The organism is Verrucosispora sp. FIM060022, assembly GCF_003977705.1.
Taxonomy (GTDB): domain Bacteria; phylum Actinomycetota; class Actinomycetes; order Mycobacteriales; family Micromonosporaceae; genus Micromonospora; species Micromonospora gifhornensis.
The window spans coordinates 45,151-67,097 of sequence record NZ_RQIV01000012.1 but is presented as its reverse complement, the minus strand read 5'-3'; the positions used below and the strand labels follow the sequence as shown (position 1 = coordinate 67,097).

Below are 21,947 nucleotides of genomic sequence, written 5' to 3'. Positions count from 1 at the left end.
ACCCGGTGGCTCCGGTCGGGAGGACGGAGTTCCGGTCACGACGACCCCGGCGGGTCCTTCTGTGGGCGACGCCTTCGTCGCCACGTCAATTGAAGATGCTGACACCACCCGGGCCGACCAGCAGCCCGACCACGATGAGGACGATGCCCCAGAGGATCTGCCGGCGGAACAGCGCGAGGATGCCGGCGACGACCAGTACAACTGCGAGAATCCAGAGAATCAGCTCCATGACTGCTGAATACCCCCGGTGCCGACTGAGGAAACCTCTGCCTGATCCAGGTGATCACCCAGATAGAAGATGCTGTACGCCTGCTTGATCACCGGATGGGCGACGTTGCGCACCCGGACCCCACCGGGGGTGACACCCCGCTCCGAGCCGTGGTGCGCGTGGCCGTGCAGGGCCAGCGCGGTCGGCGCGGAGTCGATCGCCTGGCCCAACTGGTAGCAGCCGAGGAAGGGGTAGATCTCCAACGGCTCACCGGCGAGGGTGTCCGGCACCGGCGAGTAGTGGGTCAGCGCCACCAGCACGTCGCAGTCCAGCGACTTCAGTGCCGCTGCCAGCCGGTCGGCGCTCTCGGTCGTGGTGCGTACGAAGGCCTTCATCTCCGGCTCGCCGAAGTCGCTGGCGCAGCGGCCGGCGAATCCGCCACCGAAGCCCTTGACCCCGGCCACGCCCAGTCGCCCGTCCGCACAGTCGAGCACCACCCCGTCGCCCTCCAGCACGGTGATCCCCGCCTCCGTCAGCGCCCCGATCACCTGCGGTACCTGGTCGCACTGGTGGTCGTGGTTGCCGAGCACGGCGATCACCGGTACGCCCAGACCGCCGAACTCCTGGGCCACACAGCGCGCCTCCGCCTCGGTGCCGTGCCGGGTCAGGTCACCGGCGAGCAGCAGGACGTCGGCCCGGTCGGGCAGTTCCTCCAGCGCCGGCCGGAACCGGCCGACCACGTCCTCGTCCAGATGCACGTCACCCACGGCGGCGATCCGGATAACCATCGAACCTCCCTCAGGGCAGTTGCTCGATCTCCGTGGGCGCCTGCGCGCGAGTCACCCCGATGTCGCTGGTGATCGGCACGTCCGGGAAGCGTCCGGCCACCCGGCGCAGGATCTCGTTCCGCCGGTACGCGCTCTCCACCTCGCCGTACAGCACGAGGCCGCGTTCCGTACGGACCACGGTGATTCCCTGTTCGGCCACCGCCGGATCCTCGGTGAGCAGCCGATGGATCTCCGCCTCGACGTACTCGTCGGGTGGCCCGGCGCCGGGGTCGTGCACGGTCACGGTGTTCCCCTCCCGTCGGCCGTGCCGGCGTCCGGCACGACGTCCAGCCTGTCCAGCAGCACCAGGAACGCCTCCGCGTACGGCGAGTGCTGCGTGTCCTTACGTACCCGTTCCCAGTCGATCTGCTCCCGCAGCGACCGCGCCAGCGGGAGACCCCGGGCGAAGTCGCAGTAGTGCTGGGAGAAGCTGAGCAGCTTGTGCACCATCAGCTGGGTCGCCGACAGCACCGGCATGTGGATCGCGTCCACCGGCCGCACCACCGTGTCGGTGAAGGTCTCCTCGGTCACCGGGGTCTCGATCGGGCGGTGGATCAGGTCCACCATCCGGCCGCCGTCGTAGACCTTGACCAGCCAGTCCTCCGGTGGACGCTCGGCGGTGAACCCGGCGGCCACGAGCGCCTCCAGCGCGGCGTCGACGTCGCCCTGACGGATCAGGAAGTCGACGTCGTGCTCGCTGGAGTGCCCACCGTGGGCGTAGACGGCGAAGCTCCCGCCGAGGGCGAACGGAATGTCGGCCTGCTTGAGCACGGCGGCGACCTTCTTCAGGGTGTGGAGAAGAGTTTCGTCGTCGCGCTCGGCCATTTCGACTCTCCCGTCGACTCGTTGGGGGTGCACCCTGGGGGGTTCAGGGTCCGTACCCGGCATTCCGCCCGCCCACACCTGTCCTGCTTGCGGAACACCGTGAACCTGCCCTAACCGGGAGGTAACACGCAGGCCGTGGGCGCCGGTCGGATAATCTGTCGAGAGTGGTGAGTTCGACGCGAGCTTCTCGGCCGGCCTGGTCGGCACCGACGTCCAGCAGCAGACGCGCGGCGCGGCTGCGTGCCGTGGCGCTGGTCGGCATCGACGGGTCCGGCAAAACCACCCAGGCCCAGTTGCTCGCCGACACACTCACCGAAGCCGGTCATGACGCCACCTATCACCGCAATGCAGGCGGTCGGCGGTGGTTGGGTCGGGCGGCCCACCGGCTGGGCCGGCCGGATGCGCAACGGCTCCTCGGGCGCGACGGGATGCTCCTGGTGGAGTCCGTCCTGCGTTGGCTGGCCATCGCGGCGGCCCTGCTCACCTCCTGGGCGACGGGCCGGACGGCGATCATGGACCGCTACGCCGTCTGCCAGTACGCCAGCCTCCGGGCGCACGGCGGGCGACGCTGGGAGCGTCTCGTCCGAGCCGCGTACCGGATCTTCCCGCAACCGCAGGTGACGTTCCTGATGGCGGTCGACCCGGCGGAGGCGTACCGGCGGATCGAGCGACGTGGCACCGACCAGGAGAGCCTGACCTACCTGGCCGCCGCCGACCACGCCTACCGCACCCTGCCGGAGTACCCGACGTTCGTCGTCATCGACGCGGCCCGGCCCGCCCACGAGGTGGCCCGGGAGATCCGGGGACACCTGGCCGGATGGTTGGCGGCGGAGGACTCCCCGTCCGGAACCGACCCGCTGTGGTGTGGCGTACGCGCCGCGAGCACCGCTCCCGTGGTGCCGGTTCAGGCCCGGCCGTAGACCGGCACGGTCGCCCCACTTGTCGGCGCGGACTCGTCGGAGGCCAGGAAATGGATCACCGAGGCGATCTCGGTCGGTGCCACCCACCGGGAATGATCCGCGTCCGGCATGGACGCCCGGTTGCTCGGCGTGTCGATGACGCTCGGCAGCACCGTGTTGCAGCGCACCCCGGCGGTCTTGTACTCCACCGCGACGGCCGAGGCGAAGGCGAGCACCGCGGCCTTGGCGGTCACGTAACCGGCCACGCCGGGGAAGGGAGCGACCGCCGCGCGCGACGCCACGCACACCACCGCGCCGCCGCCCGCCTTGATCAAATGCGGCAGGGCCGCCCGGGTGACCAGATGAGTCGGACGCAGATTGAGGGTGAGCATCCGGTCGAACTCCTCGATCGGAGTCTCGTGCACCAGGCCGGTGCTGGCGTACCCGCCGACGAGGTTGATCACCGCCCGCAGCGGTGCCTCGGGATCCCCGGCGGCCACCTCCGCGACCCGCGCCGCGTCGGCCGCGTCGGTCAGGTCCGCGACCAGCCGTACCGGCGCGTTGGCGTCCGGCTCGGGGCGCGGCGTCGGTTGGCTCCGTTGTGGAGCCACCACCCGCCAGCCCGCGTCGACGAAGATCGCGGTCACCGCGGCGCCGAGCCCGCCGGTGCCTCCGGTGATCAACACGCTGCGTCCCGCCATGGTCCTCACGCTACTGCCGCCGACCGGTCGGCGGGTGCACCGGGCCCACCCGACCGGCCGTGCCCGGCCCTGCGGGGGAAGCGCCGTACGCGCTGCGGATGCCAGGCTGTCCGACGGTCGCCGGCCTTTGCCGGTGCGCCCGTCCCGAGCCCGGCGGTGCGATTGCACTCCCGGCCTACTGAAAGTAAGTTCCATTGGTGGCGAAGGCTCCGAAGATTTCTGCTAGCGGCGAGCCGAGCGGGTTGATCGTCCACATCGGCGGCCTGCTCCCGTCCCTGTCGCCGGCGGAGCAGCGGGTGGCCCGGCTGGTGGTCGCCGACCCCGCCGAGGCGGCCCGACGGACCATCACCGATCTCGCCACCGCCGCTGAGACGTCCGAGGCGACGGTGATCCGGTTCTGCCGGTCGGTGGGCGTCGACGGCTACCCGCAGTTGCGGATCCGGCTCGCCGCCGAGGCGGCCCGGCGCATCGAACCGTCCGACGGGCGAATCGCCGGCGGGGACATCCCACCCGGCGCCGACCTGGCCCGGATCATCGCGACAATCGGCTTCAACGACGCGCGCGCCGTCGAACAGACCGCCGAGCAACTGGACCCGGCGGTCTGCGAGCAGGTGGTGGAGGCGATCGTGGGCGCCGGCCGGATCGTCATCTTCGGCGTGGGCGCCAGCGGCTTCGTGGCGCTGGACCTCCAACAGAAGCTGCACCGCATCGGCCGTGCCGCCTTCTGCTTCCCCGACGTGCACACCGCCCTGACCTCGGCGGCCCTGCTGGCGCGCGGCGACGTCGCCGTCGGTGTGTCGCACACCGGTGCCACCTCCGACGTGATCGAGGTGCTGGCGCAGGCGGGGTCGAGGGCAGCGACGACTGTGGCACTCACCAATTTCCCGCGGTCACCGCTCGCCACGCTCGCCGACCACGTGCTCACCACCGCGGCTCGCGAAACCACCTATCGTTCGGGGGCGATGGCCAGCCGAATTGCTCAGCTCACCGTGGTCGATTGCCTTTACGTCGGCGTCGCCGCCCGTAACCGACCCCGGGCGCGAAAAGCACTGGAGGCCGGCGCCGAGGCGGTCCGCTCTCGCCGGGTCGAATCCGGCCGGCGGCGGGCATGATCATCGGCGCGATGGCATCGGACGAGGCATCAGCGCCAGCAGCGGGGCAAACCCGGGCATAGAACCGGGGTGCGGATTGTTCATCAGGGTGTGGGGTATTACCACCGGCGTGGATGAACCAATCGGTCCGCGTACGCGTGTTTGGCAGTGACCAGGATCGCAGCACGGTGGTGACCCGGGTCGCTGTGTACGACGGCCAGGCGGTGTTGCCATAGGCCGGTACGGTCAGTGACTCGTCGATCCGTCGACCTCAGCAGGTCCCTGTCGACTCAACCACCGACAGGGTGCTGACAGCAAACATGGACCGTGCTCTCAGCTGATTATCAGGCATTCGTGACACTTTCGACCCACGACATGGAATTCCCCGACACGTCTCATCTGTTGTGTAGATGTCAGCACCGATGGGCACAGCGGAGGTTACGGGGGAGGGGCTGATGGGCGTGGGGATGGCAAGCAACCGGGTAACCGGCGCGATTGAGGGGACCGTGGGCAACGTGGACAAGAACATCGGGATGCGAACCGACGAGGTTGCCGAGGAGCGCGACCTGGTTGGAGTCTACCTGCACGAGATCTCCCGGACGCCACTGCTGGACGCCGCCAAGGAGGTCGATCTCTCCAAGGCCATCGAGGCAGGCCTGTACGCCGAGCACCTGCTCGGCGAGGACCGCGTACCCGAGGGCGTCACCCGGGATGAGCTGACGCGGCTGGTCGCCGAGGGTGAGCGGGCCAAGGACCTGTTCATCCGCGCCAACCTGCGCCTGGTCGTGTCGATCGCCCGACGTTACGTCCGTTCCGGGATGCCCATGCTGGATCTGATCCAGGAGGGCAACACCGGTCTGGTCCGGGCGGTCGAGAAGTTCGACTACGAACGTGGCTACAAGTTCTCCACCTACGCGACGTGGTGGATCCGCCAGGCGATCAGCCGGGCGATCGCCCAGCAGGAGCGCACCGTGCGGCTGCCGGTGCACCTGGTGGAGGACGTCAACCGGATGCGCAACGTGGCCCGGCAGCTCACCCGTGAGCTGGGCAGCGACCCGGAGCCGGAGCAGATCGCGGCGGCGCTGGGCGTGACCGTCGAGCGGGTCAACGAGCTGGTCCGCTGGTCGCAGGACACCGTGTCGTTGGACACGCCGGTCGGTGACGACGGCGACACCAACCTCGGTGATCTGGTCGCCGACAGCGACGCGCCCTCGCCGGAGGAGATCGTGCTCACCGGCCTGGAGCGGCAGCGCATCGAGGGTCTGCTCAACCACCTGGACGACCGCTCCGCCGGCATCATGCGGGCTCGCTACGGGCTCGAGGACGGCCGGGAGCACTCGTTGACGGAGGTGGCCTCGCGGTTCTCGTTGTCGCGGGAGCGGATCCGGCAGCTGGAGATCCAGGCGCTCGGCCGGCTCCGTGAGCTGGCTCGCGCGGAGGGTCTGCAAGCGGCCTGAGCTGGTAGTAATGACGACGAAGGGCCGGCGTCCGATAGGGGGACGCCGGCCCTTCGTCGTGCCTGCGGCCGGTCGCCCGGCCGCCTCGTCGCGCGGTGGAACTCAGCGCACCCGGCCGTAACCGTACGGCGTCATCAGGTCGACGGCACGCTTCTCCACGTTCCGCCCGAAGGTGGGTGCGTGGATGACCTGCCCGCCGCCCACGTAGATCGCCACGTGCCCGAGGCTGCGGTAGAAGACCAGGTCACCTGGGCGCAGTTCGCTGCGGCTGATGTGGGCTACCACCCCCCACTGCATCCGGGTGTTGTGCGGCAGTGACCGGCCCGCCGCCCGCCAGGCGGCAGAGGTCAGGCCCGAGCAGTCGTAGCCGTTCGGCCCGTCCTGGCCCCAGGCGTACGGCTTGCCGAGCGCGCCGTAGGCGTACCGGACGGCCACGCCGGCCTGACCGGAGACGGCCGGCGCGTCGTTGGCGCTGTCCGGCCGGTTGTTCGGACGCTCGGCGGCTCGGCCGTACGCCTGCCGGCGCAGTTCGTACAGCTTGGCCAGATCCCGTTCGATCCGTCGCTTCGCGGTGCTCAGCTCCCGCGAGCGGGCCGCCTGCTGGGTCAGCGTCACGTCCAGCCGGGTCTTCTCGTCGAGCAGTCGCCGCTGGTCGGCGGTGTAGCCGGCGATGGTCGCCTGGCGCTGCCGGGTCAGGTGGTCCAGCGTGCCGAGCCGGTCCAGCACCGACGCCGAGTCACCGCCGTGCAGCAACGCGTCGACCGCGCCGAGGTTGCCGGTCTTGTACGCGGTGGCGGCCAACTCGCTGACATCCGCGCGGCTCTGCGCGGCCTGCCGCTCCAGTGGACCGATCCGTTCCTGGAGCCGGGCCACGGCGGCCTGATTCTTCTTGATCTTCTCGCGTAACTCGTTGTGCGCCTCCACCACGTTCTCCAACTCGGTGGACGCCTTGTCGATCCGCCGGGTCAGTTCGGCGGGGGACGGTTCGGCCCGGGCCACCGTCGCGGGTGCGATAAGCACCAGTGCGAACGCGGTGACGGTCAGGGCGCGCAGCGTGTGTAACAGGGGCGACAAGAGCTCGATGCTCCTCTCCCATGGCCGGCGCGGGCCTGCTGACGCTCCGCGGCGGCATCAGCCCGGTGCCGTCCGGCTGGACGGCGGCCGACCGGACCGACTCGCCCAACGTAGTACGCGACAGGAGTCGGTGGCAGTGAAAGCCGAGACCAATGGGGATGCTGAGCTTGAATCACGTTCTTGTTCCGTAGCAATAGTCCGGTATACCGGAGATGCGCAAGGGGTCGGTCTCGGCACATGACGTCGGATGACTCCGCGGTATGTCCGACAAGCCGGACTCGGGGTGGTGTTTCCGGCGTCGCCGGTCCGTCCGAACCCCGCTGAGCACCGCAAACCGGCAGGCCAGGGTGGCGAGGCGGGCACACAATGAAGCCACAGCCGGGATTCCCGCACATCTGCATCGATGGGGCCGGCAAGCGGGCCGCCCCCCACACCAGCAGTGGAGGAGGGGCCGTGGAGCGTGAAGGTGCGACGACACGACCGCCCTGGTCGCCGGGCGGTACCGCAGGTGGCAGACCGACCCTGCTCTACGCCCGACCCGGGATCATCGTCACGGCCGACCGGTTCACCGTCGGCAGCACCAGTTGGCGGGTCGCCGAACTGACCCACCTGCACACCACCCGGGGGCCACACGACCGGGTGGCCATGCGGGCCGCCCTGGTCTCCGCCGCCGTGATCGGTGGGATCGGGCTGGCGCTCGGCTTCACCGGAGGGCTGCACCGGCTCACCGCCGGGGCGTACCTCCTGCTCGGGGTGGTGTTCCTGGTGCCGATCCTGGTCGCGGCGGCCGGCGACCGGTGGCGGCCGCCGGCGTACGAGCTGTGGGGGCAGCGCGGCGGAGTGCCGGAGTTGCTGTTCAGCAGCGACGACGAGCACCAGTTCGGGCAGGTGAGCCGCGCGCTGCGGCGGGCCTTCGAGATCCACCGCCACGGCGGCTGGGAGGACCCGCTCGCGAACGCCGACCTGTGGCGTCCCCGGCGCTGAGACCGCTGGCGACGAAGGGTCGGATCAGCCGGCGACCGGCTGCGGCGCCGGCTCAGCGTGCTGGGCGAGGACGAGGGTGCTCACCCGGCGCTCGGCCCAGAAGGAGAGGAACGGCACCGTCCCGGCCAGCATCACCAGGATCATCCGCTTGAGCGGCCAGTCGACCCGGCGGGACAGGTCGAAGGTGGCGACCAGGTAGAGCATGTAGAGGAAGCCGTGCGCCTGGCCGACGGTCTCCACCACGATCGGCTCGTCGAAGCCGTACTTCAACGGCATGCCGATGACGACCAGCAGGATCAGCACCACACCGACGATCCAGGCGATCACGCGGTAACGGGTGAGAGCAGCGCGCACTTCTCGTGTCCTTCCGGGCCGGCTCAGCCGGGATAGTCGCCGGGCTTCGCGCCCGGATTGGCGTTCAACCATGACAGGTAGCGGTTGTACGCGGCCAGTTCCGCGTCCTCCTCGCCGTGACCGCCGACGGTACGGGTGACCCGTACCGGCCGGCCGATGCCGGGCCGCGGCCGTACGCCCGCCGCCTCGACGGCCTCGGCCCTCTCGACGACCGTGGGATCGCCGGCGTCGGGTGCCTCGCCGACGGCTGCGGTCGGGCCTGCCTCGGCGCCCCGCAGCGCGTGGCGGACCTCACGCCACCAGACGAAGACCACGAACCCGGCGAAGATCGGCCACTCCACCGCGTAGCCCCAGCTGATGGCGTTGCCGGCGGCGGCGCGGCTGACCTGCCACCAGCCCAGCGCCAGGAAGGCCGTCACCAGTACGACCATGGCCACGTGGCGGGCGATCCACGCCGGGGTCCAGAGCCGCTTCATGGCACCGAGGGTACCGGGACCGGCGCTGCTCTCCGACACCGTGTCGTAGTGGCGGCGGTGGTTTGGCCGTCCGGGCGGTGGGCAACCGTACAGACGCCAGGCCCACGACCGACTAGGGGGCGCGAGATGAGGGCACAGGACGGATTTCCTCCCGGCGGCACCGAGGTGAGCCCCGAGCAGCGGATCCCGGAATGGGGTGACGACCGGGTGGCCGCGCCGATCCTCGACGCCGACCTGCCCGGCATCGACCCGGCGGAGTTGGCCGAGGAGGACCTCATCCGCGAGATGGAGAGTCTGCACCGGACCCGGCTGGACACGTTGCGGCACGCGACCGACTCGGCGCTCGCCACCCACCTGCGGCGTACCGCCGAACTGGAGACCGAGTACCTGGCCCGCCACCCCGGTCGGGAGGTCGACCCGAGCCGGCTGCGGGACGCGTGATGGCGTACGCGGAACGGGGCATCTCCGCGCCGCCCGAGGTCGTCTTCAACACCGCGACCGACCCCGACCGGAGCTCCGCCTGGCTGCCCGAGCCGCTGCTGTCCGCCGTCCCCGACGGGGACCCGGACGGCCTGTGGGCCCGCTGGCGCGCGCGGGACACGGACTGGACGGCCGAGCTGCGGGTGGCAGCGGAGGACTCGGGTGGCACCCGGGCTCGGCTCGACCTGGTCGGCGACGGTCGACCCGACCGGCTGGCCGACCAGGCGCTGACCAACCTGGCCCGCGAAGTGGCCGACAACCTCCAGGCCGGCTGACCGCCCGCCTGGGAAGCGTGATCAGAAGGAGTCCCGGGTGAGCTTGCTGAAGCAGAAGGTGACCAGGCTGCGCCAGGCGTACGCCCCGCACGAGCACCGCCCCCTCGGCGGTTACCTGGTGGCCATGGGCACCTACGCCGGGGTGGCGGGTGCCATCGCCGCCCTGGTCAAGGCGACCGGGCGTACCGTGCCGCAGCGGCCGGCCACCGCCGACGTGGTGCTCCTGTCGATCGCGACCCACAAGCTCAGCCGGCTGCTGTCGAAGGACGCTGTGACCAGCCCGCTGCGCGCGCCGTTCACCCGCTACGACCGGCCGATCGGCAGTGGCGAGGTGATGGAACAGGTACGCGACTCCGGCAGCCCCACCCGGCACGCGATAGGTGAACTGCTCAGCTGCCCGTTCTGCCTGGCGGTCTGGGTGGCCACCGGCATGACCGGGGGTCTGGTGCTGGCGCCACGGCTGACCCGGCTGGTCGCCACCGCCCTGACCGCGGTGGCCGCCTCCGACTTCCTCCAGATGGCGTACGCGATGGCCCAGCAGGGTGCGGAAGGCCACCACCGCTCCGCGGACTGAGCGATCCTACGAGCAGGCAGAACCGCCGGCCCGGTGTTCCGGGCCGGCGGTTTCGGCGTACGGATGCGGGTTCAGCGCTGCATGCCCGACCAGCCGCGTGGTGACTCCGGCTCCCGCTCGTCCTGGTCGGCGCCGGTCAGGATGTCGTCGTCGACGGCGGTGGTCTCGTGTTCGTTTGCGAAATCCGGCTCGGGCAGGGTGTCCCTGCCCTCCGGGGGTTGCGCGAGCGCGGGCGTCTGGTCGTGGTCCTCGGTGGGCTGCGACATCACGGTCCTCTCCTGGTCGCCGCCGGATCGGCTGGTGAGGGGGTCAGCCCACTGAGCCGCCCAGCAGGTCGGTCACCTCGTCGACCGCGTACTCGCCCTGGGGCAGCGCGTTCAGCCGGGCGAGCAGCTGCGCGGGCAGCTCCGCCGCGACCGCGCGGCGGTAGATGTCGACCTGGCTGATCCGCTCCTGGCCGCGGTAGAGGTCGTCGAGCAGCTCGTCCAACGGCCGGGTGTCCACCGCCTCGACCTCGATCTCGTCCGGTACGGCGGCGAGCGTGCCGGGCAGGTCGGTCACGGGTGGGTCGATCGCGGCGGTGTCGACCACCGGCACGTCGGCCAGCACGGCTTCCGGCAGGCGGGCCTGCGTCGTCGGCGCGGGTGCCCCGGTCACGGGTACGTCGTCGGTCACGCCCGTCAGCTACCCGCGCCCTCTGCACCCAAACACCCACCCCGTCCGGCCCCGCCCCAGCTCCGTCGGTCAGGAAGTTGTCGTGAGCGGACAACTTCCTGACCGACCCGAGCGGGGACGGGCCGGTCGTCGCTCAGGCGGGGGCGGGCAGCGAGTGCGGGTCGGCGCTGGAGCGGGTGGCCCGGCGGGCGCGTACGGCGGCGGCCAGTTCGGTGAGCACCTCGTCGGTGGTGTCCCAGCCGATGCAGGCGTCGGTGATCGACTGGCCGTAGGTCAGCTCCCGGGTCGGGTCGAGGTCCTGCCGACCGGGGACGAGGAAGCTCTCCAGCATGATCCCGACGATGCCCCGCTGACCGGCGGCGATCTGCCCGGCCACGTCGGCGACCACGGCGGGCTGGTTGCGGTGGTCCTTGCCGCTGTTGGCGTGGCTGGCGTCCACCACCAGCCGCTCGGGCAGCCCGGCGGCGCGCAGCAGTTCCAGCGCACCGGCCACCGAGGCGGCGTCGTAGTTCGGCCGGCCCCCGCCACCACGCAGCACCAGGTGGCCGTCGGCGTTACCCCGGGTGTGCATGATCGCCGGGGTGCCGGAGACGTCGATGCCGGGGAAGACGTGCGGTACGCCGGCTGCCCGGATCGCGTCCACGGCGGTGGCGATGCTGCCGTCCGGGCGGTTCTTCATGCCGATCGGCATGGACAGGCCGGAGGCGAGCTGCCGGTGCACCTGGCTCTCCACCGTACGGGCGCCGATGGCCCCCCAGGCCACCGTGTCCGCGATGTACTGCGGGGTGATCGGGTCGAGGAACTCGCAGCCGACCGGCAGGCCGAGGCGTAACACGTCGAGCAGGAGCGCCCGGGCCAGCCGGAGACCGGCGTTGACGTCACCGGAACCGTCCAGCCCGGGATCGTTGATCAGTCCCTTCCACCCGACGGTGGAGCGCGGCTTCTCGAAGTAGACCCGCATCACCACCAGCAGGTCGTCGGCGACCCGGTCGGCCGCCTCGCGCAGCCGGTGGGCGTACTCCAGGGCGGCGGCGGGATCGTGCACCGAGCACGGGCCGACCACCACCAGCAGGCGGTCGTCGATGCGGTCGAGGACCTGGGCGGCGGTGCGCCGCCCGGCGACCACGGCCGAGGCCAGGTCGTCTTCCAGAGGTAGCTCGTGGTGCAGCAGCGCCGGGGTGGTCAGCGGTACGACACGGTCGATCCGCTGATCGATGACGCGACGGTTGTCCGGGGTCGTCACGGTGGGCATCCTTTCGCCGACCGCACCCCGGGGCCGGTGCCCGGGACGAGCCGGCTGCTCGTAGGCAAAAGGGCAGGAAATTGATTCCTGCCCGGCCGGCTCGAAAACGGTGACGTCAGATCATGGTGAGGTCACCGGCTTACGAGCCGGCTGCCTAAACCATCGATACGACCGCGTCACGGCGCCAAGAGTACCCGACGGTGGGCAACTGCTCACCCCATGGTCGGCAAAGCCTCCCCTCGCGTTCACCCTCATCGATGAATCGGTCGGTAATTTCAGCGACACCGAACGCTGCGAGTACCGGAGGTATTCGATGGATCGTCGTACCGTCCTGCGCGCCACCGTCGCCGGCGGCGCTGCCGCCTTCTCCGGCAGCCTGTGGGCGCAAGCCGCGGTGGCCGCACCGGCGCAACCCGGTCCCAGCCCGTACGGGGCGCTGCGCAGCGCCGACGCCAACGGGATCCAGCTGCCCGCCGGCTTCACCAGCCGGGTGATCGCCCGGTCCCGCCGGACGGTCGCCGGCACCTCGTACGTCTGGCACGACGCGCCCGACGGCGGTGCCTGCTTCACCGCCGGAACCGGATGGATCTATGTCTCGAACTCCGAGATCACCCCGGGCGGTGGTGCCTCGGCGATCCGGTTCGACGCCGACGGCAGCATCGCCTCGGCGTACCGGATCCTCTCCGGCACCAACCAGAACTGCGCCGGCGGCGCCACCCCGTGGGGCACCTGGCTCTCCTGCGAGGAGGTCAGCCGCGGGTACGTCTACGAGACGTACCCGCAGGGCGGCACCGCCGCAGTGCGCCGGGACGCGATGGGGCGGTTCAAGCACGAGGCCGCCGCCTGCGATCCGGACCGCCGGGTCATCTACCTCACCGAGGACGAGAGCAACGGCTGCCTGTACCGGTTCCGCCCGACGAGCTGGGGCAGCCTGGCCGGCGGCACGCTGGAGGTCCTGGTCGCCGGCAGCGCCACCAGCGGCCCGGTGACCTGGGCGCGGGTGCCCGACCCGTCGGGGGCGAGCACGCTGACCCGCAACCAGGTCTCCGGGGCCAAGCGCTTCAACGGTGGCGAGGGCTGCTGGTACGCCGACGGCACCTGCTGGTTCACCACCAAGGGCGACAACCGGGTCTGGGCGTACGACGCGGTCAACCAGCGCATCGACCTGGCGTACGACGCCGCCCGAGTCTCCGGCAGCGCGCCGCTGACCGGCGTGGACAACATCACCGGCGCCCGCTCCGGCGACCTGTTCGTGGCCGAGGACGGCGGCAACATGGAGATCTGCGTGATCACACCGGACGAGATCGTGGCGCCGTTCCTGCGGATCACCGGTCAGTCGTCCTCGGAGATCTGCGGGCCGGCCTTCTCGCCGGACGGCACCCGCTTCTACTTCTCCTCGCAGCGCGGCACCTCGGGATCGCCCTCGGGCGGCATCACCTACGAGGTACGCGGCCCGTTCCGCTTCTGACCGGGTCGCCGCATGAAACTGTTAATAGGGGGCCCGGCTACTACCTGAGGCGTTAAGAAGGGGCCCTTCCTTTCACGCGTGCGGGGTGGGGCTGGGGGGTATGGGGGCAGTCATGAGTGACGCGAAGAGCGACCAGGAGCGGGTCGAGTCCCGAGCCCACCTGCTGCCCGAGGAGGCCGCGGCCGGCAGCGAGGATCCCGAGGCCCAGGCCGACGCGATCCTGACCGAGTCCGATATCCGGGAGGACAACCCCAATGCCGCGCCGGACACGATCCTGGAGCGGCGTACCTCGGAACAGACGGTGACCCCGATCGAGCCGCCTGACTGAGCGACGGGTGCGGCGGGCCGCGTCCCCCGGCGGGGTGGGGCGCGGCACGCCCGCGTCCCGACCGCATCGGGCAGCGGAGATCGGATAGCGTCGGAGTCATGCCCGACAGCGGTTACCCCTGGCCCATCTCCACGACTCGACTCGACAACGGACTGCGCGTGGTGGTCAGCGAGGACCGCACCGCCCCGGCGGTCGCGGTCAACCTCTGGTACGACGTCGGCTCCCGCCACGAGCCGGCCGGACAGACCGGCTTCGCGCACCTGTTCGAGCACCTGATGTTCGAAGGCTCGGTGAACGTCGCGAAGACCGAGCACATGAAACTGGTGCAGGGGGCGGGCGGGTCGCTCAACGCCACCACCAATCCGGATCGGACGAACTACTTCGAGACGGTCCCGGCCGAGCATCTGGAGTTGGCGCTCTGGCTGGAGGCCGACCGGATGGGCGGCCTGGTGCCGGCGCTGACCCAGGAGACGCTTGACAACCAGCGCGACGTGGTGAAGAACGAGCGGCGGCAACGCTACGAGAACGTGCCGTACGGCGACGCGTGGCTGCGGCTGCTGCCGCTGCTCTACCCGCCGGGGCATCCGTACCACCACGCCACCATCGGCTCGATGGCTGACCTGAACGCCGCCGACCTGGCCACCTTCCAGGCGTTCCACCAGACCTACTACGCACCGAACAACGCGGTGCTCACCGTGGTCGGTGACACCACAGTCGACGAGGTCGTCACGCTTGCCGAGAAGTACTTCGGGGCCATCGAGCCCCGCGCGGAGATCCCACCGGCACCCGACGGGCGCACCGTGCCGGCCACCGGCGTACCGGCCGTGGAGACGGTGGTCACCGACGTGCCGGCACCCCGGGTGTACGTGGCACACCGGACCTACCCGTTCGGCACCCCGGGCTACGACGTGGTGACCGTGCTGGCCACCGTGCTCGGCAGCGGCCGCGGCAGCCGGCTCTACCAGCGCCTCGCCGACGGCGAACGGATCGCCCAGCCCGACCTCGTCGGGGCGTACGGGGTGGATCTGGCGCACGCCCCCGCGCCGCTTATCGCCACCGCCACCGCCCGGCCCGGGGTCAGTGGCGAGCGGCTGGCCGAAGGTCTGGCCGAGGTGGTCGACGAGGTGGCCACGGTGCCGGTGACCCCGAGCGAGCTGGACCGCGCCAAGGCCCTGCTGACCACCGCCTGGTGGCGGCAGATGTCCACGGTGGACGGACGGGCGGACGCGCTGGGTCGCTACGCCACCCAGTTCGGCGACCCGGCCACCGTGGCCGAGCGGCTGCCGGCCTGGCAGGCGGTGACCGCCGAGCAGATCGCCGAGGTGGCCGCCGAGGTGCTCGCCGCCGACGACCGGGTGACCCTGACCTACCGCCCCGAGGAGAAGCTGTGAGCGCGAGGAGTGAGCGGCGCGGCCCGGTGGGGCGCCGCGACCTGGCAGCAGCGAGCCCCGCAGTCGCGAACGAAAGGTTGGCACTGTGAGCGCGAGGAGTGAGCGGCGCGGCCCGGTGGGGCGCCGCGACCTGGCAGCAGCGAGCCCCGCAGTCGCGAACGAAAGGTTGGCCCAGTGACTTTGATCGCCGAGCGTCCGGGGCCGGGTGCGGCTCGTCCGTACCGGTTCCCGCAGGTGGTGCGCCGGGCGGTGGCGGGCGGCCAGGTGGTCGCCGCGCATCTGCCCGGGCAGAACCTCGCCGTGGCGCTGCTGCTGCTCGACGCCGGTGCCGGCCGGGAGCCGGTGGGCAAGGAGGGGCTCGGCGGGGTACTGGCCAAGGCCCTGGAGGAGGGCACCAGCCAGCGGGACGGCACCGCGTACGCGCTGGCCATCGAGGCGCTCGGCACCGAGCTGGTGACCGGGCTGGACTGGGACACCTTCCAGGCCAGCGTGCAGGTGCCGGTGGAGCGGTTGGGTGCGGCCGTGGAACTGCTCGCCGAGGCGGTGCGTACCCCGAAGTTGGACCCGGACGACGTGCGCCGGGTACGCGACGACGAGGCGACGGCGTTGCGGATGGACTGGGCCAACCCCGGTCCGCGCGCCGACGCGGTGCTGCGTGCCGACCTGTTCGGCGCCGACAACCGGTGGGGCCGGCCGTTGTACGGCGACCCGGACTCGGTGGCCGCCCTGGACGCCGAGGACGTCACCGTCTTCCACTCCGAGTGGTTCATCCGGCCGGGCACCCTGGTGGTCGCCGGTGACCTGGACCGGATCGACCTGGACGCGTTCGCCGCAACGGCCTTCGCCGGTACGGGCGGTGGGCCGGTGGACCGCGGTGGGCCGATCGACGTCCCGCTGCGTACCGGTCGCCGGATCATCCTGGTGGACCGGCCCGGCTCGGTGCAGTCGACGCTGCGTTTCGGTCACGTCGCGCCGCACCGGGCCCACCCGGACCATGTGCCGCTGGCGCTGGCCGGCACGGTGCTCGGCGGCGCCTTCACCTCTCGGTTGAACCACCTGATCCGCGAGGTGCGCGGCTACACGTACGGCATCCGGGGCGACTTCGCCTCGTCCCGCCGCTTCGGCCGGTTCGCGGTCAGCTCCGGGGTGCAGACGGCGGTGACCGCACCGGCCCTGGTCGAGTCGGTCGGGGAGATCGCCCGTACCCAGGCCGGTGGGGTGACCGAGGACGAGCTGGCGGTGGCCCGGTCCTGGCGGGCCGGGCAGCTCTCGGTGGAGCTGCAGAGCCCCCGGGCGATCGCTGCGGCCCTGACCACGCTCGTGGTGCACGACCTGCCCGACGACTACCACGCCCAGCTGCGGGAGGCGCTGCTCGCCGCCGACGTGGCCCAGGTGTCGGCCGCCGCCGCCACCCACCTCCACCCGGATTCGCTGACCCTGGTGGTGGAGGGGGATGCCGCGCTCATCCGCGACGAACTGGTCGCCGCCGGTCTGGGGGAGGTGATCGACCACGCACCGGCCGAGACGGTGTGATGTCGGTCGCCGAGGGGTGGGAAAGCGTTCCCGGTCGACCGGCCGGCCTGGGTAGCCTCGCGGGCATGAGGATCGGCATTGTGGGGGCCACCGGCCAGGTCGGTGGCGTCATGCGGCAGGTGTTGGCGGACCGGGAGTTCCCGGCGGAGCAGGTACGGCTTTTCGCCTCGGCGCGTTCGGCGGGGCGTACCCTGCCGTGGCGCGGCGAGGAGGTCGCCATCGAGGACGCGGCCACCGCCGACTACTCGGGGCTGGACATCGTGCTCTTCTCCGCCGGTAAGGGCACCGCCAAGGAGTTGGCTCCCCGGGTCGCCGCCGCCGGTGCCGTGGTCATCGACAACTCGTCGGCCTTCCGGACGGACCCGCAGGTGCCGCTGGTCGTCGCCGAGGTCAACCCGCACGCTGCCGCCGTACGCCCCAAGGGCATCATCGCCAACCCGAACTGCACCACGATGGCCGCGATGCCGGTGCTGCGGCCGCTGCACGAGGAGGCGGAGCTGGTCAGCCTGGTCGTCTCGACGTACCAGGCGGTTTCCGGCGCCGGTCTGGCCGGCGTCGCCGAGCTCGACGAGCAGGTCCGCAAGGTGGCCGAGGGCGCTACCGGTCTGACCTACGACGGTGCGGCGGTGGAGTTCCCGGCGCCCCGCTCGTTCGCCCGGCCGATCGCGTTCAACGTGCTGCCGCTCGCCGGTTCGATCGTCGACGACGGGTCGGCGGAGACCGACGAGGAACAGAAGCTGCGCAACGAGAGCCGCCGGATCCTGGAGATCCCCGGCCTGAAGGTCTCCGGCACCTGCGTCCGGGTGCCGGTCTTCACCGGGCACTCGCTGCAGATCAACGCCCGCTTCGCCCGGCCGATCAGCCCGCAGCGCGCCACCGAGCTGCTCGACGGCGCGCCCGGTGTGACGCTCAGCGAGGTGCCCACCCCGTTGCAGGCGGCCGGCCAGGATCCGACCTTCGTGGGCCGGATCCGGGCCGACGAGACCGTCGAGCACGGGTTGGCGCTGTTCTGCTCCAACGACAACCTGCGCAAGGGTGCCGCACTCAACGCCGTACAGATCGCCGAACTGGTGGCCGCCGAACGCTGACCTCTCGGCCCCGACCAGGCGTTACTGGTCGGGGCCCTCGGGTAGACCCATGGTTGGCCGACACCGAGAGGGAGGCGCCATGACTACCGTCGGAGAGTTCATGACGACCCGGTTGGTGACCATGGACGGCAACGACACGCTCGTCGCGGCAGCCCAGGAGATGCGGGACTCCGCGATCGGCGACGTGGTGGTGACCGATGGCGACAACGTGGTCGGCATCATCACGGACCGGGACATCACGGTCCGCGGGGTGGCCGAGAGCCTGGACCCGAACACCACCCGGCTCAACCAGCTCACCACCAAGGACGTGATCACGGTCAGCCAGTACGACGACGCGGTCTCCGCCGCCGACCTGATGCGCACGTACGCCGTACGGCGGCTGCCGGTGGTCGAGGACGGCCGGCTGATCGGTCTCGTGTCGATGGGTGACCTGGCTGTCGAGCGGGAGCCGCAGTCGGTGCTCGCCGACATCAGCGCCGACGACCCCAACAACTGACCCGTACGCCCCGCCTGCCGGCTTCCCGACCACCGGGAAGTCGGCTTTCGGCTGTCCTGTGTGCCGGTCTTCCGGTCTGCGCCGGTCTTCCGGTGGCCTCACCCGATTCGGGCGAGGTTGACCGCGTACCGGCCGGGGACCCTGCTCTGCACGCCGAGGCGGGATCGGACCGTGGAGGGACACCGATCCGGCCGGGACCGACCGACGGGGGGAGAGGCGGCGATGGCGGAAGCGACCGTGCGGTTCTTCGAGGATCTCGACCAGCAGGGGTACGAACCGCTGCTGGCGAAGCTCTCCGGAACTCTGCGCTTCGACCTGCACGAGGGGCCGCAGACCATGCACTGGCTGGTCCGGATCGACCGGGGGCAGATCCGAATCAGCCGGGAGGACATGGAGGCGGACGCGGTCGTGGGCACCAGCCCGGGGCTGTTCGAGGACCTGGTCACCGGCCGGGAGAACGGGCTGGCCGCGCTGCTGCGGGGCGACATGACCATCACCGGTGACGCGCGCCTGGTCGTGCAACTGGACCGGATCTTCCCTGGACCGCCGCACAGCGTCGGACCGCATCGCTACCGCAAGGGGGTGCGCTGATGGCACCGAGCCACACCGTACGGATCCTGGATGGCAACACCTTCGTCGTCTCGGAGGCGACCGGGGACATCGAGGCGACGCCGACCGAGCCGACGGGGCTGTTCTCCATCGACACCCGCTTCCTGTCGAAGTGGGTGCTCACCATCAACGGCGAGCGGCTCAACGCCCTCTCCTACGACGACCTCCAGTACTTCGAGTCGCGTTTCTTCCTGGTGCCGGGGCTGGCCACGCACTACGTCGACGCGAAGTTGTCGATCATCAGGGAGCGGGCCGTCGGGGGCAGCTTCCGGGAGAGCATCACCATCCTCAACCACGACGAGAAGGCGGTGGATCTGGAGATCCGGATGGACGCCGCCGCCGACTTCGCCGACCTGTTCGAGGTCAAGGACGAGATCCTGAACAAGAAGGGCGAGTCGTACGCCGAGGCGGAGCCGGACCAGCTGCGGCTGGGCTACCGGCGGGGCAACTTCCGGCGGGAGACGCTCATCTCGTCCTCCGAGCCGGCGAGCTATGACCGCAACGGCTTCTCGTACCGCGTCCACCTGGAACCGAACGAGCAGTGGGACACCGACATCCACGTACGCACCCACGCGCTCGGCCCCGGCGGCCGGGACCTGCGCATCGGGCTGCGGGTGCACGGCACCGAACGGCTCGCCCTCCAGCACGACCTGGAAGAGTGGATCGCGAAGGCACCCAAGGTGAACAGCGAGCACGGCGAGCTCTGCTCGACGTATCGGCGTTGCCTGGTGGACCTGGCTGCGTTGCGGTTCGCGCCGCTGTCGCTCGGCGGTCAGACGCTGCCCGCCGCGGGCCTGCCCTGGTTCATGACCATGTTCGGCCGGGACAGCATCCTGACCTGCCTGCAGACGCTGCCGTTCACGCCGCAGCTGAGCGCGACCACCCTGCGCATCCTGGGCGCGCTGCAGGGCACCCGGTTCGACGACTTCCGCGAGGAGGACCCGGGTCGGATCCTGCACGAGATGCGCTACGGCGAGAGCGCGGCGTTCGAGGAGCAGCCGCACTCGCCCTACTACGGCTCGGTGGACGCCACCCCGCTGTTCGTGATCCTGCTCGACGAGTACGAGCGGTGGAGTGGTGACGTCGCGCTGGTCAAGGAGTTGGAGCAGGAGTGCCGTCGGGCGTTGCACTGGATCGACGACTGTGCCGACCTGGTCGGTAACGGCTACATCTGGTACGAACGGCGCAACACCGACACCGGTCTGGAGAACCAGTGCTGGAAGGACTCCTGGGACTCCATCTCGTACGCCGACGGCAGCCTGCCACCGTTTCCCCGGGCCACCTGCGAGGTGCAGGGGTACGCGTACGACGCGAAGATCCGCGCGGCCCGGTTGGCCCGCGAGTTCTGGGACGACCCGGCGTACGCGGAGCAGTTGGAGCGGGAGGCGGCGCAGCTGAAGGAGCGGTTCAACCGGGACTGGTGGGTGGCCGACGGCGGTTACTACGCTCTCGCCCTCGACCCGGACGGGCGGCAGTGCGACGTGCTCAGCTCCAACATCGGCCACCTGCTGTGGAGCGGCATCGTCGCCGAGGACCGGGCCGAGCAGGTCGCCGCGCACCTGGTCGGCGACCGGCTCTTCTCCGGCTGGGGAGTGCGGACCCTGGCCGAGGGGGAGGTGCGCTACAACCCCATCGGCTACCACAACGGCACGGTCTGGCCCTTCGACACCTCGTTCTGCGCCTGGGGTCTGCGTCGCTACGGGTTCGCCGAGGAGGCCGCCACCATCGCCAGCGGGATCCTGGACGCCGCGCGCTACTTCGACGGTCGGTTGCCGGAGGCGTTCGGTGGTTACCGGCGCGAGCAGACGAAGTTCCCGGTGGAGTACCCGACGGCGTGCAGCCCGCAGGCCTGGTCGACCGGGGCGCCGCTGCTGCTGCTGCGGACGATGCTCGGCCTGGAGCCGCACGAGGGGCATCTGGCGGTGGAGCCGCGTCTGCCGGTGGGCATGGGCCGGATCGAGGTGCTGGACATCCCGGGGCGCTGGGGACGGGTGGACGCCTTCGCCCGTGGCCGTCTCGACCTGCACAAACTGGCCAGCTGACCCGTTGTCGACCGGCGGTGCCGGTGGCCGGGCGCGGCGTGCGCCCGGCCACGGTCCCTACCAGCGCGTAACCTACTCACGGTAAAGTTGGCGAATGCCGGAACTCGTGTACCCGCCCGTGATCGCCGCCGCCAAGACCATGTTCCGGGTGCTCGACCTGCGGCTCACCGTGCAGGGCTCACACCACGTGCCGCGTACCGGTGGGGCGGTCATGGCCAGCAACCACGTCAGCTACCTGGACTTCATCTTCTGCGGCCTCGGTGCGCTGGAGTCCAGGCGGCTGGTCCGGTTCATGGCGAAGGAGTCGGTGTTCCGGCACCGGGTGTCGGGCCCGCTGATGCGTGGCATGCGGCACATCCCGGTGGACCGGGGGGCGGGCGCCGAGTCGTACGCCGCCGCGCTCGCCGCCCTGCGCGCGGGCGAGGTCGTCGGCGTCTTCCCGGAAGCGACGATCAGCCGGTCCTTCACCGTCAAGGAACTCAAGAGCGGTGCCACCCGGATGGCCTGCGAAGCGGCCGTCCCGGTGCTGCCGGTGGCGCTCTGGGGCACCCAGCGGCTCTGGACCAAGGGGCGCCCCCGCACGCTGACCCGCCGACACACCCCGATCACCATCCTGGTCGGCGAGCCCCTGCACCCGGCCGCCTTTCCGGACGCGAACGCGATGAGCGCCGAGCTGAAGACGCGGTTGCAGGACCTGGTCGACCGGGCCCAGCGGGAGTACTCGGACCAGCCCGCCGACGACGCCGACCGGTGGTGGCTGCCGGCGCACCTCGGCGGCACCGCGCCGACCCCGGAAGAGGCCGCTGCGCTGGACACCGCCGACCGGCGGCCCAGCCGGGGCTGACCCGG

27 protein-coding genes are annotated in these 21,947 nt (G+C 71.1%); 16 read left to right on the top strand and 11 right to left on the bottom strand.

Features of this window, described 5'->3' with window-relative positions:
- Window positions 1-85: 85 nt before the first annotated feature.
- From EG812_RS29365 to EG812_RS25565, 4 genes are read right to left on the bottom strand one after another with little or no spacing between them, the layout of a single operon-like run.
- Entirely contained in the window at window positions 86-229 is a 144-nt protein-coding gene (locus tag EG812_RS29365) for a GPGG-motif small membrane protein (RefSeq protein WP_007464364.1), read from the bottom strand.
- A complete protein-coding gene (locus EG812_RS25575) occupies window positions 220-996 on the bottom strand; it encodes a metallophosphoesterase family protein (RefSeq protein ID WP_013735567.1) in 777 nt (258 codons plus the stop codon). Before EG812_RS25575 ends, EG812_RS29365 begins: the two co-directional genes overlap by 10 nt.
- Window positions 997-1,006: 10 nt before the next feature.
- Window positions 1,007-1,279 (bottom strand): hypothetical protein, encoded by a 273-nt coding sequence (locus EG812_RS25570; protein ID WP_013735566.1) that lies wholly within the window; start codon window positions 1,277-1,279, stop codon window positions 1,007-1,009.
- Complete coding sequence (locus EG812_RS25565) at window positions 1,276-1,923, bottom strand: nucleotidyltransferase family protein (RefSeq protein WP_269764269.1); 648 nt, start codon at window positions 1,921-1,923, stop codon at window positions 1,276-1,278. Before EG812_RS25565 ends, EG812_RS25570 begins: the two co-directional genes overlap by 4 nt.
- Window positions 1,924-2,024: 101 nt before the next feature.
- Here EG812_RS25565 and EG812_RS25560 point away from each other — a divergent pair, with 101 nt between their 5' ends.
- Window positions 2,025-2,780, top strand: a complete 756-nt coding sequence (locus EG812_RS25560) for a dTMP kinase (RefSeq protein WP_415878006.1) — start codon at window positions 2,025-2,027, stop codon at window positions 2,778-2,780.
- Here the strand turns inward: EG812_RS25560 and EG812_RS25555 are convergent.
- Window positions 2,765-3,460: an SDR family NAD(P)-dependent oxidoreductase gene (locus EG812_RS25555; protein WP_013735563.1), complete on the bottom strand. Its 696-nt coding sequence runs from the start codon at window positions 3,458-3,460 to the stop codon at window positions 2,765-2,767. The genes EG812_RS25560 and EG812_RS25555 overlap by 16 nt on opposite strands.
- Before the next feature lie 197 nt (window positions 3,461-3,657).
- Here EG812_RS25555 and EG812_RS25550 point away from each other — a divergent pair, with 197 nt between their 5' ends.
- Together EG812_RS25550 and EG812_RS25545 are read left to right on the top strand one after the other, a co-directional pair.
- Window positions 3,658-4,572: a MurR/RpiR family transcriptional regulator gene (locus EG812_RS25550; protein WP_050814651.1), complete on the top strand. Its 915-nt coding sequence runs from the start codon at window positions 3,658-3,660 to the stop codon at window positions 4,570-4,572.
- Window positions 4,573-5,018: 446 nt separating this feature from the next.
- Window positions 5,019-6,008 (top strand): sigma-70 family RNA polymerase sigma factor, encoded by a 990-nt coding sequence (locus EG812_RS25545; RefSeq protein ID WP_086011300.1) that lies wholly within the window; start codon window positions 5,019-5,021, stop codon window positions 6,006-6,008.
- Between the two features lie 102 nt (window positions 6,009-6,110).
- On the opposite strand, the gene EG812_RS25540 is transcribed toward EG812_RS25545, so the two are convergent.
- On the bottom strand, window positions 6,111-7,082 hold the full coding sequence (locus EG812_RS25540; protein ID WP_013735560.1) for a C40 family peptidase: 972 nt from the start codon (window positions 7,080-7,082) through the stop codon (window positions 6,111-6,113).
- A gap of 453 nt (window positions 7,083-7,535) precedes the next feature.
- On the opposite strand from EG812_RS25540, the gene EG812_RS25535 reads away from it, so the two are divergent.
- Window positions 7,536-8,066 carry a DUF6232 family protein gene (locus tag EG812_RS25535; protein ID WP_013735559.1) on the top strand — a complete coding sequence of 177 codons (531 nt, stop codon included), beginning with the start codon at window positions 7,536-7,538 and terminating at the stop codon, window positions 8,064-8,066.
- Between the two features lie 24 nt (window positions 8,067-8,090).
- Here EG812_RS25535 and EG812_RS25530 read toward each other — a convergent pair whose 3' ends face one another.
- Together EG812_RS25530 and EG812_RS25525 are read right to left on the bottom strand one after the other, a co-directional pair.
- Complete coding sequence (locus EG812_RS25530) at window positions 8,091-8,420, bottom strand: DUF3817 domain-containing protein (RefSeq protein WP_013735558.1); 330 nt, start codon at window positions 8,418-8,420, stop codon at window positions 8,091-8,093.
- A 23-nt stretch (window positions 8,421-8,443) separates the two neighbouring features.
- The gene (locus EG812_RS25525; protein WP_199743952.1) at window positions 8,444-8,896 is read right to left on the bottom strand and encodes a hypothetical protein; all 453 of its coding nucleotides are present in this window, start codon (window positions 8,894-8,896) and stop codon (window positions 8,444-8,446) included.
- Window positions 8,897-9,022: 126 nt separating this feature from the next.
- Between EG812_RS25525 and EG812_RS25520 the strand changes: the two genes are divergently transcribed.
- Genes EG812_RS25520 through EG812_RS25510 form a run of 3 tightly spaced genes read left to right on the top strand, consistent with a single transcriptional unit; the run spans window position 9,023 to window position 10,225 of the window.
- On the top strand, window positions 9,023-9,337 hold the full coding sequence (locus tag EG812_RS25520) for a DUF6158 family protein (protein WP_050814650.1): 315 nt from the start codon (window positions 9,023-9,025) through the stop codon (window positions 9,335-9,337).
- The gene (locus tag EG812_RS25515) at window positions 9,337-9,651 is read left to right on the top strand and encodes an SRPBCC family protein (RefSeq protein ID WP_013735555.1); all 315 of its coding nucleotides are present in this window, start codon (window positions 9,337-9,339) and stop codon (window positions 9,649-9,651) included. The genes EG812_RS25520 and EG812_RS25515 overlap by 1 nt, the downstream gene beginning before the upstream one ends.
- A 37-nt stretch (window positions 9,652-9,688) precedes the next feature.
- The gene (locus EG812_RS25510; protein ID WP_013735554.1) at window positions 9,689-10,225 is read left to right on the top strand and encodes a DUF1360 domain-containing protein; all 537 of its coding nucleotides are present in this window, start codon (window positions 9,689-9,691) and stop codon (window positions 10,223-10,225) included.
- Between the two features lie 71 nt (window positions 10,226-10,296).
- Here EG812_RS25510 and EG812_RS25505 read toward each other — a convergent pair whose 3' ends face one another.
- From EG812_RS25505 to EG812_RS25495, 3 genes are all read right to left on the bottom strand, one after another.
- A complete protein-coding gene (locus EG812_RS25505) occupies window positions 10,297-10,491 on the bottom strand; it encodes a hypothetical protein (RefSeq protein ID WP_013735553.1) in 195 nt (64 codons plus the stop codon).
- A gap of 43 nt (window positions 10,492-10,534) precedes the next feature.
- Entirely contained in the window at window positions 10,535-10,786 is a 252-nt protein-coding gene (locus tag EG812_RS25500; RefSeq protein ID WP_050814790.1) for a hypothetical protein, read from the bottom strand.
- A gap of 247 nt (window positions 10,787-11,033) precedes the next feature.
- The gene (locus tag EG812_RS25495) at window positions 11,034-12,152 is read right to left on the bottom strand and encodes a 3-deoxy-7-phosphoheptulonate synthase (protein ID WP_050814649.1); all 1,119 of its coding nucleotides are present in this window, start codon (window positions 12,150-12,152) and stop codon (window positions 11,034-11,036) included.
- Window positions 12,153-12,456: 304 nt separating this feature from the next.
- Between EG812_RS25495 and EG812_RS25490 the strand changes: the two genes are divergently transcribed.
- From EG812_RS25490 to EG812_RS25450, 9 genes are all read left to right on the top strand, one after another.
- Entirely contained in the window at window positions 12,457-13,611 is a 1,155-nt protein-coding gene (locus EG812_RS25490; RefSeq protein WP_013735550.1) for an alkaline phosphatase PhoX, read from the top strand.
- Window positions 13,612-13,723: 112 nt separating this feature from the next.
- The gene (locus EG812_RS25485) at window positions 13,724-13,939 is read left to right on the top strand and encodes a hypothetical protein (protein WP_013735549.1); all 216 of its coding nucleotides are present in this window, start codon (window positions 13,724-13,726) and stop codon (window positions 13,937-13,939) included.
- 98 nt (window positions 13,940-14,037) lie between these two features.
- A complete protein-coding gene (locus tag EG812_RS25480) occupies window positions 14,038-15,330 on the top strand; it encodes a M16 family metallopeptidase (RefSeq protein ID WP_013735548.1) in 1,293 nt (430 codons plus the stop codon).
- A gap of 174 nt (window positions 15,331-15,504) precedes the next feature.
- On the top strand, window positions 15,505-16,863 hold the full coding sequence (locus EG812_RS25475; protein ID WP_126713047.1) for a M16 family metallopeptidase: 1,359 nt from the start codon (window positions 15,505-15,507) through the stop codon (window positions 16,861-16,863).
- A gap of 65 nt (window positions 16,864-16,928) precedes the next feature.
- Window positions 16,929-17,951, top strand: a complete 1,023-nt coding sequence (locus tag EG812_RS25470) for an aspartate-semialdehyde dehydrogenase (RefSeq protein ID WP_126713046.1) — start codon at window positions 16,929-16,931, stop codon at window positions 17,949-17,951.
- 79 nt (window positions 17,952-18,030) lie between these two features.
- Window positions 18,031-18,447: a CBS domain-containing protein gene (locus tag EG812_RS25465; protein ID WP_013735545.1), complete on the top strand. Its 417-nt coding sequence runs from the start codon at window positions 18,031-18,033 to the stop codon at window positions 18,445-18,447.
- A gap of 222 nt (window positions 18,448-18,669) precedes the next feature.
- Window positions 18,670-19,038 (top strand): SCP2 sterol-binding domain-containing protein, encoded by a 369-nt coding sequence (locus tag EG812_RS25460; RefSeq protein WP_126713045.1) that lies wholly within the window; start codon window positions 18,670-18,672, stop codon window positions 19,036-19,038.
- Window positions 19,038-21,098, top strand: coding sequence for an amylo-alpha-1,6-glucosidase (locus tag EG812_RS25455; protein ID WP_126713044.1), 2,061 nt, complete (start codon window positions 19,038-19,040; stop codon window positions 21,096-21,098). The genes EG812_RS25460 and EG812_RS25455 overlap by 1 nt, the downstream gene beginning before the upstream one ends.
- Window positions 21,099-21,192: 94 nt before the next feature.
- Window positions 21,193-21,942 carry a lysophospholipid acyltransferase family protein gene (locus EG812_RS25450; protein ID WP_126713043.1) on the top strand — a complete coding sequence of 250 codons (750 nt, stop codon included), beginning with the start codon at window positions 21,193-21,195 and terminating at the stop codon, window positions 21,940-21,942.
- Window positions 21,943-21,947: the final 5 nt, after the last annotated feature.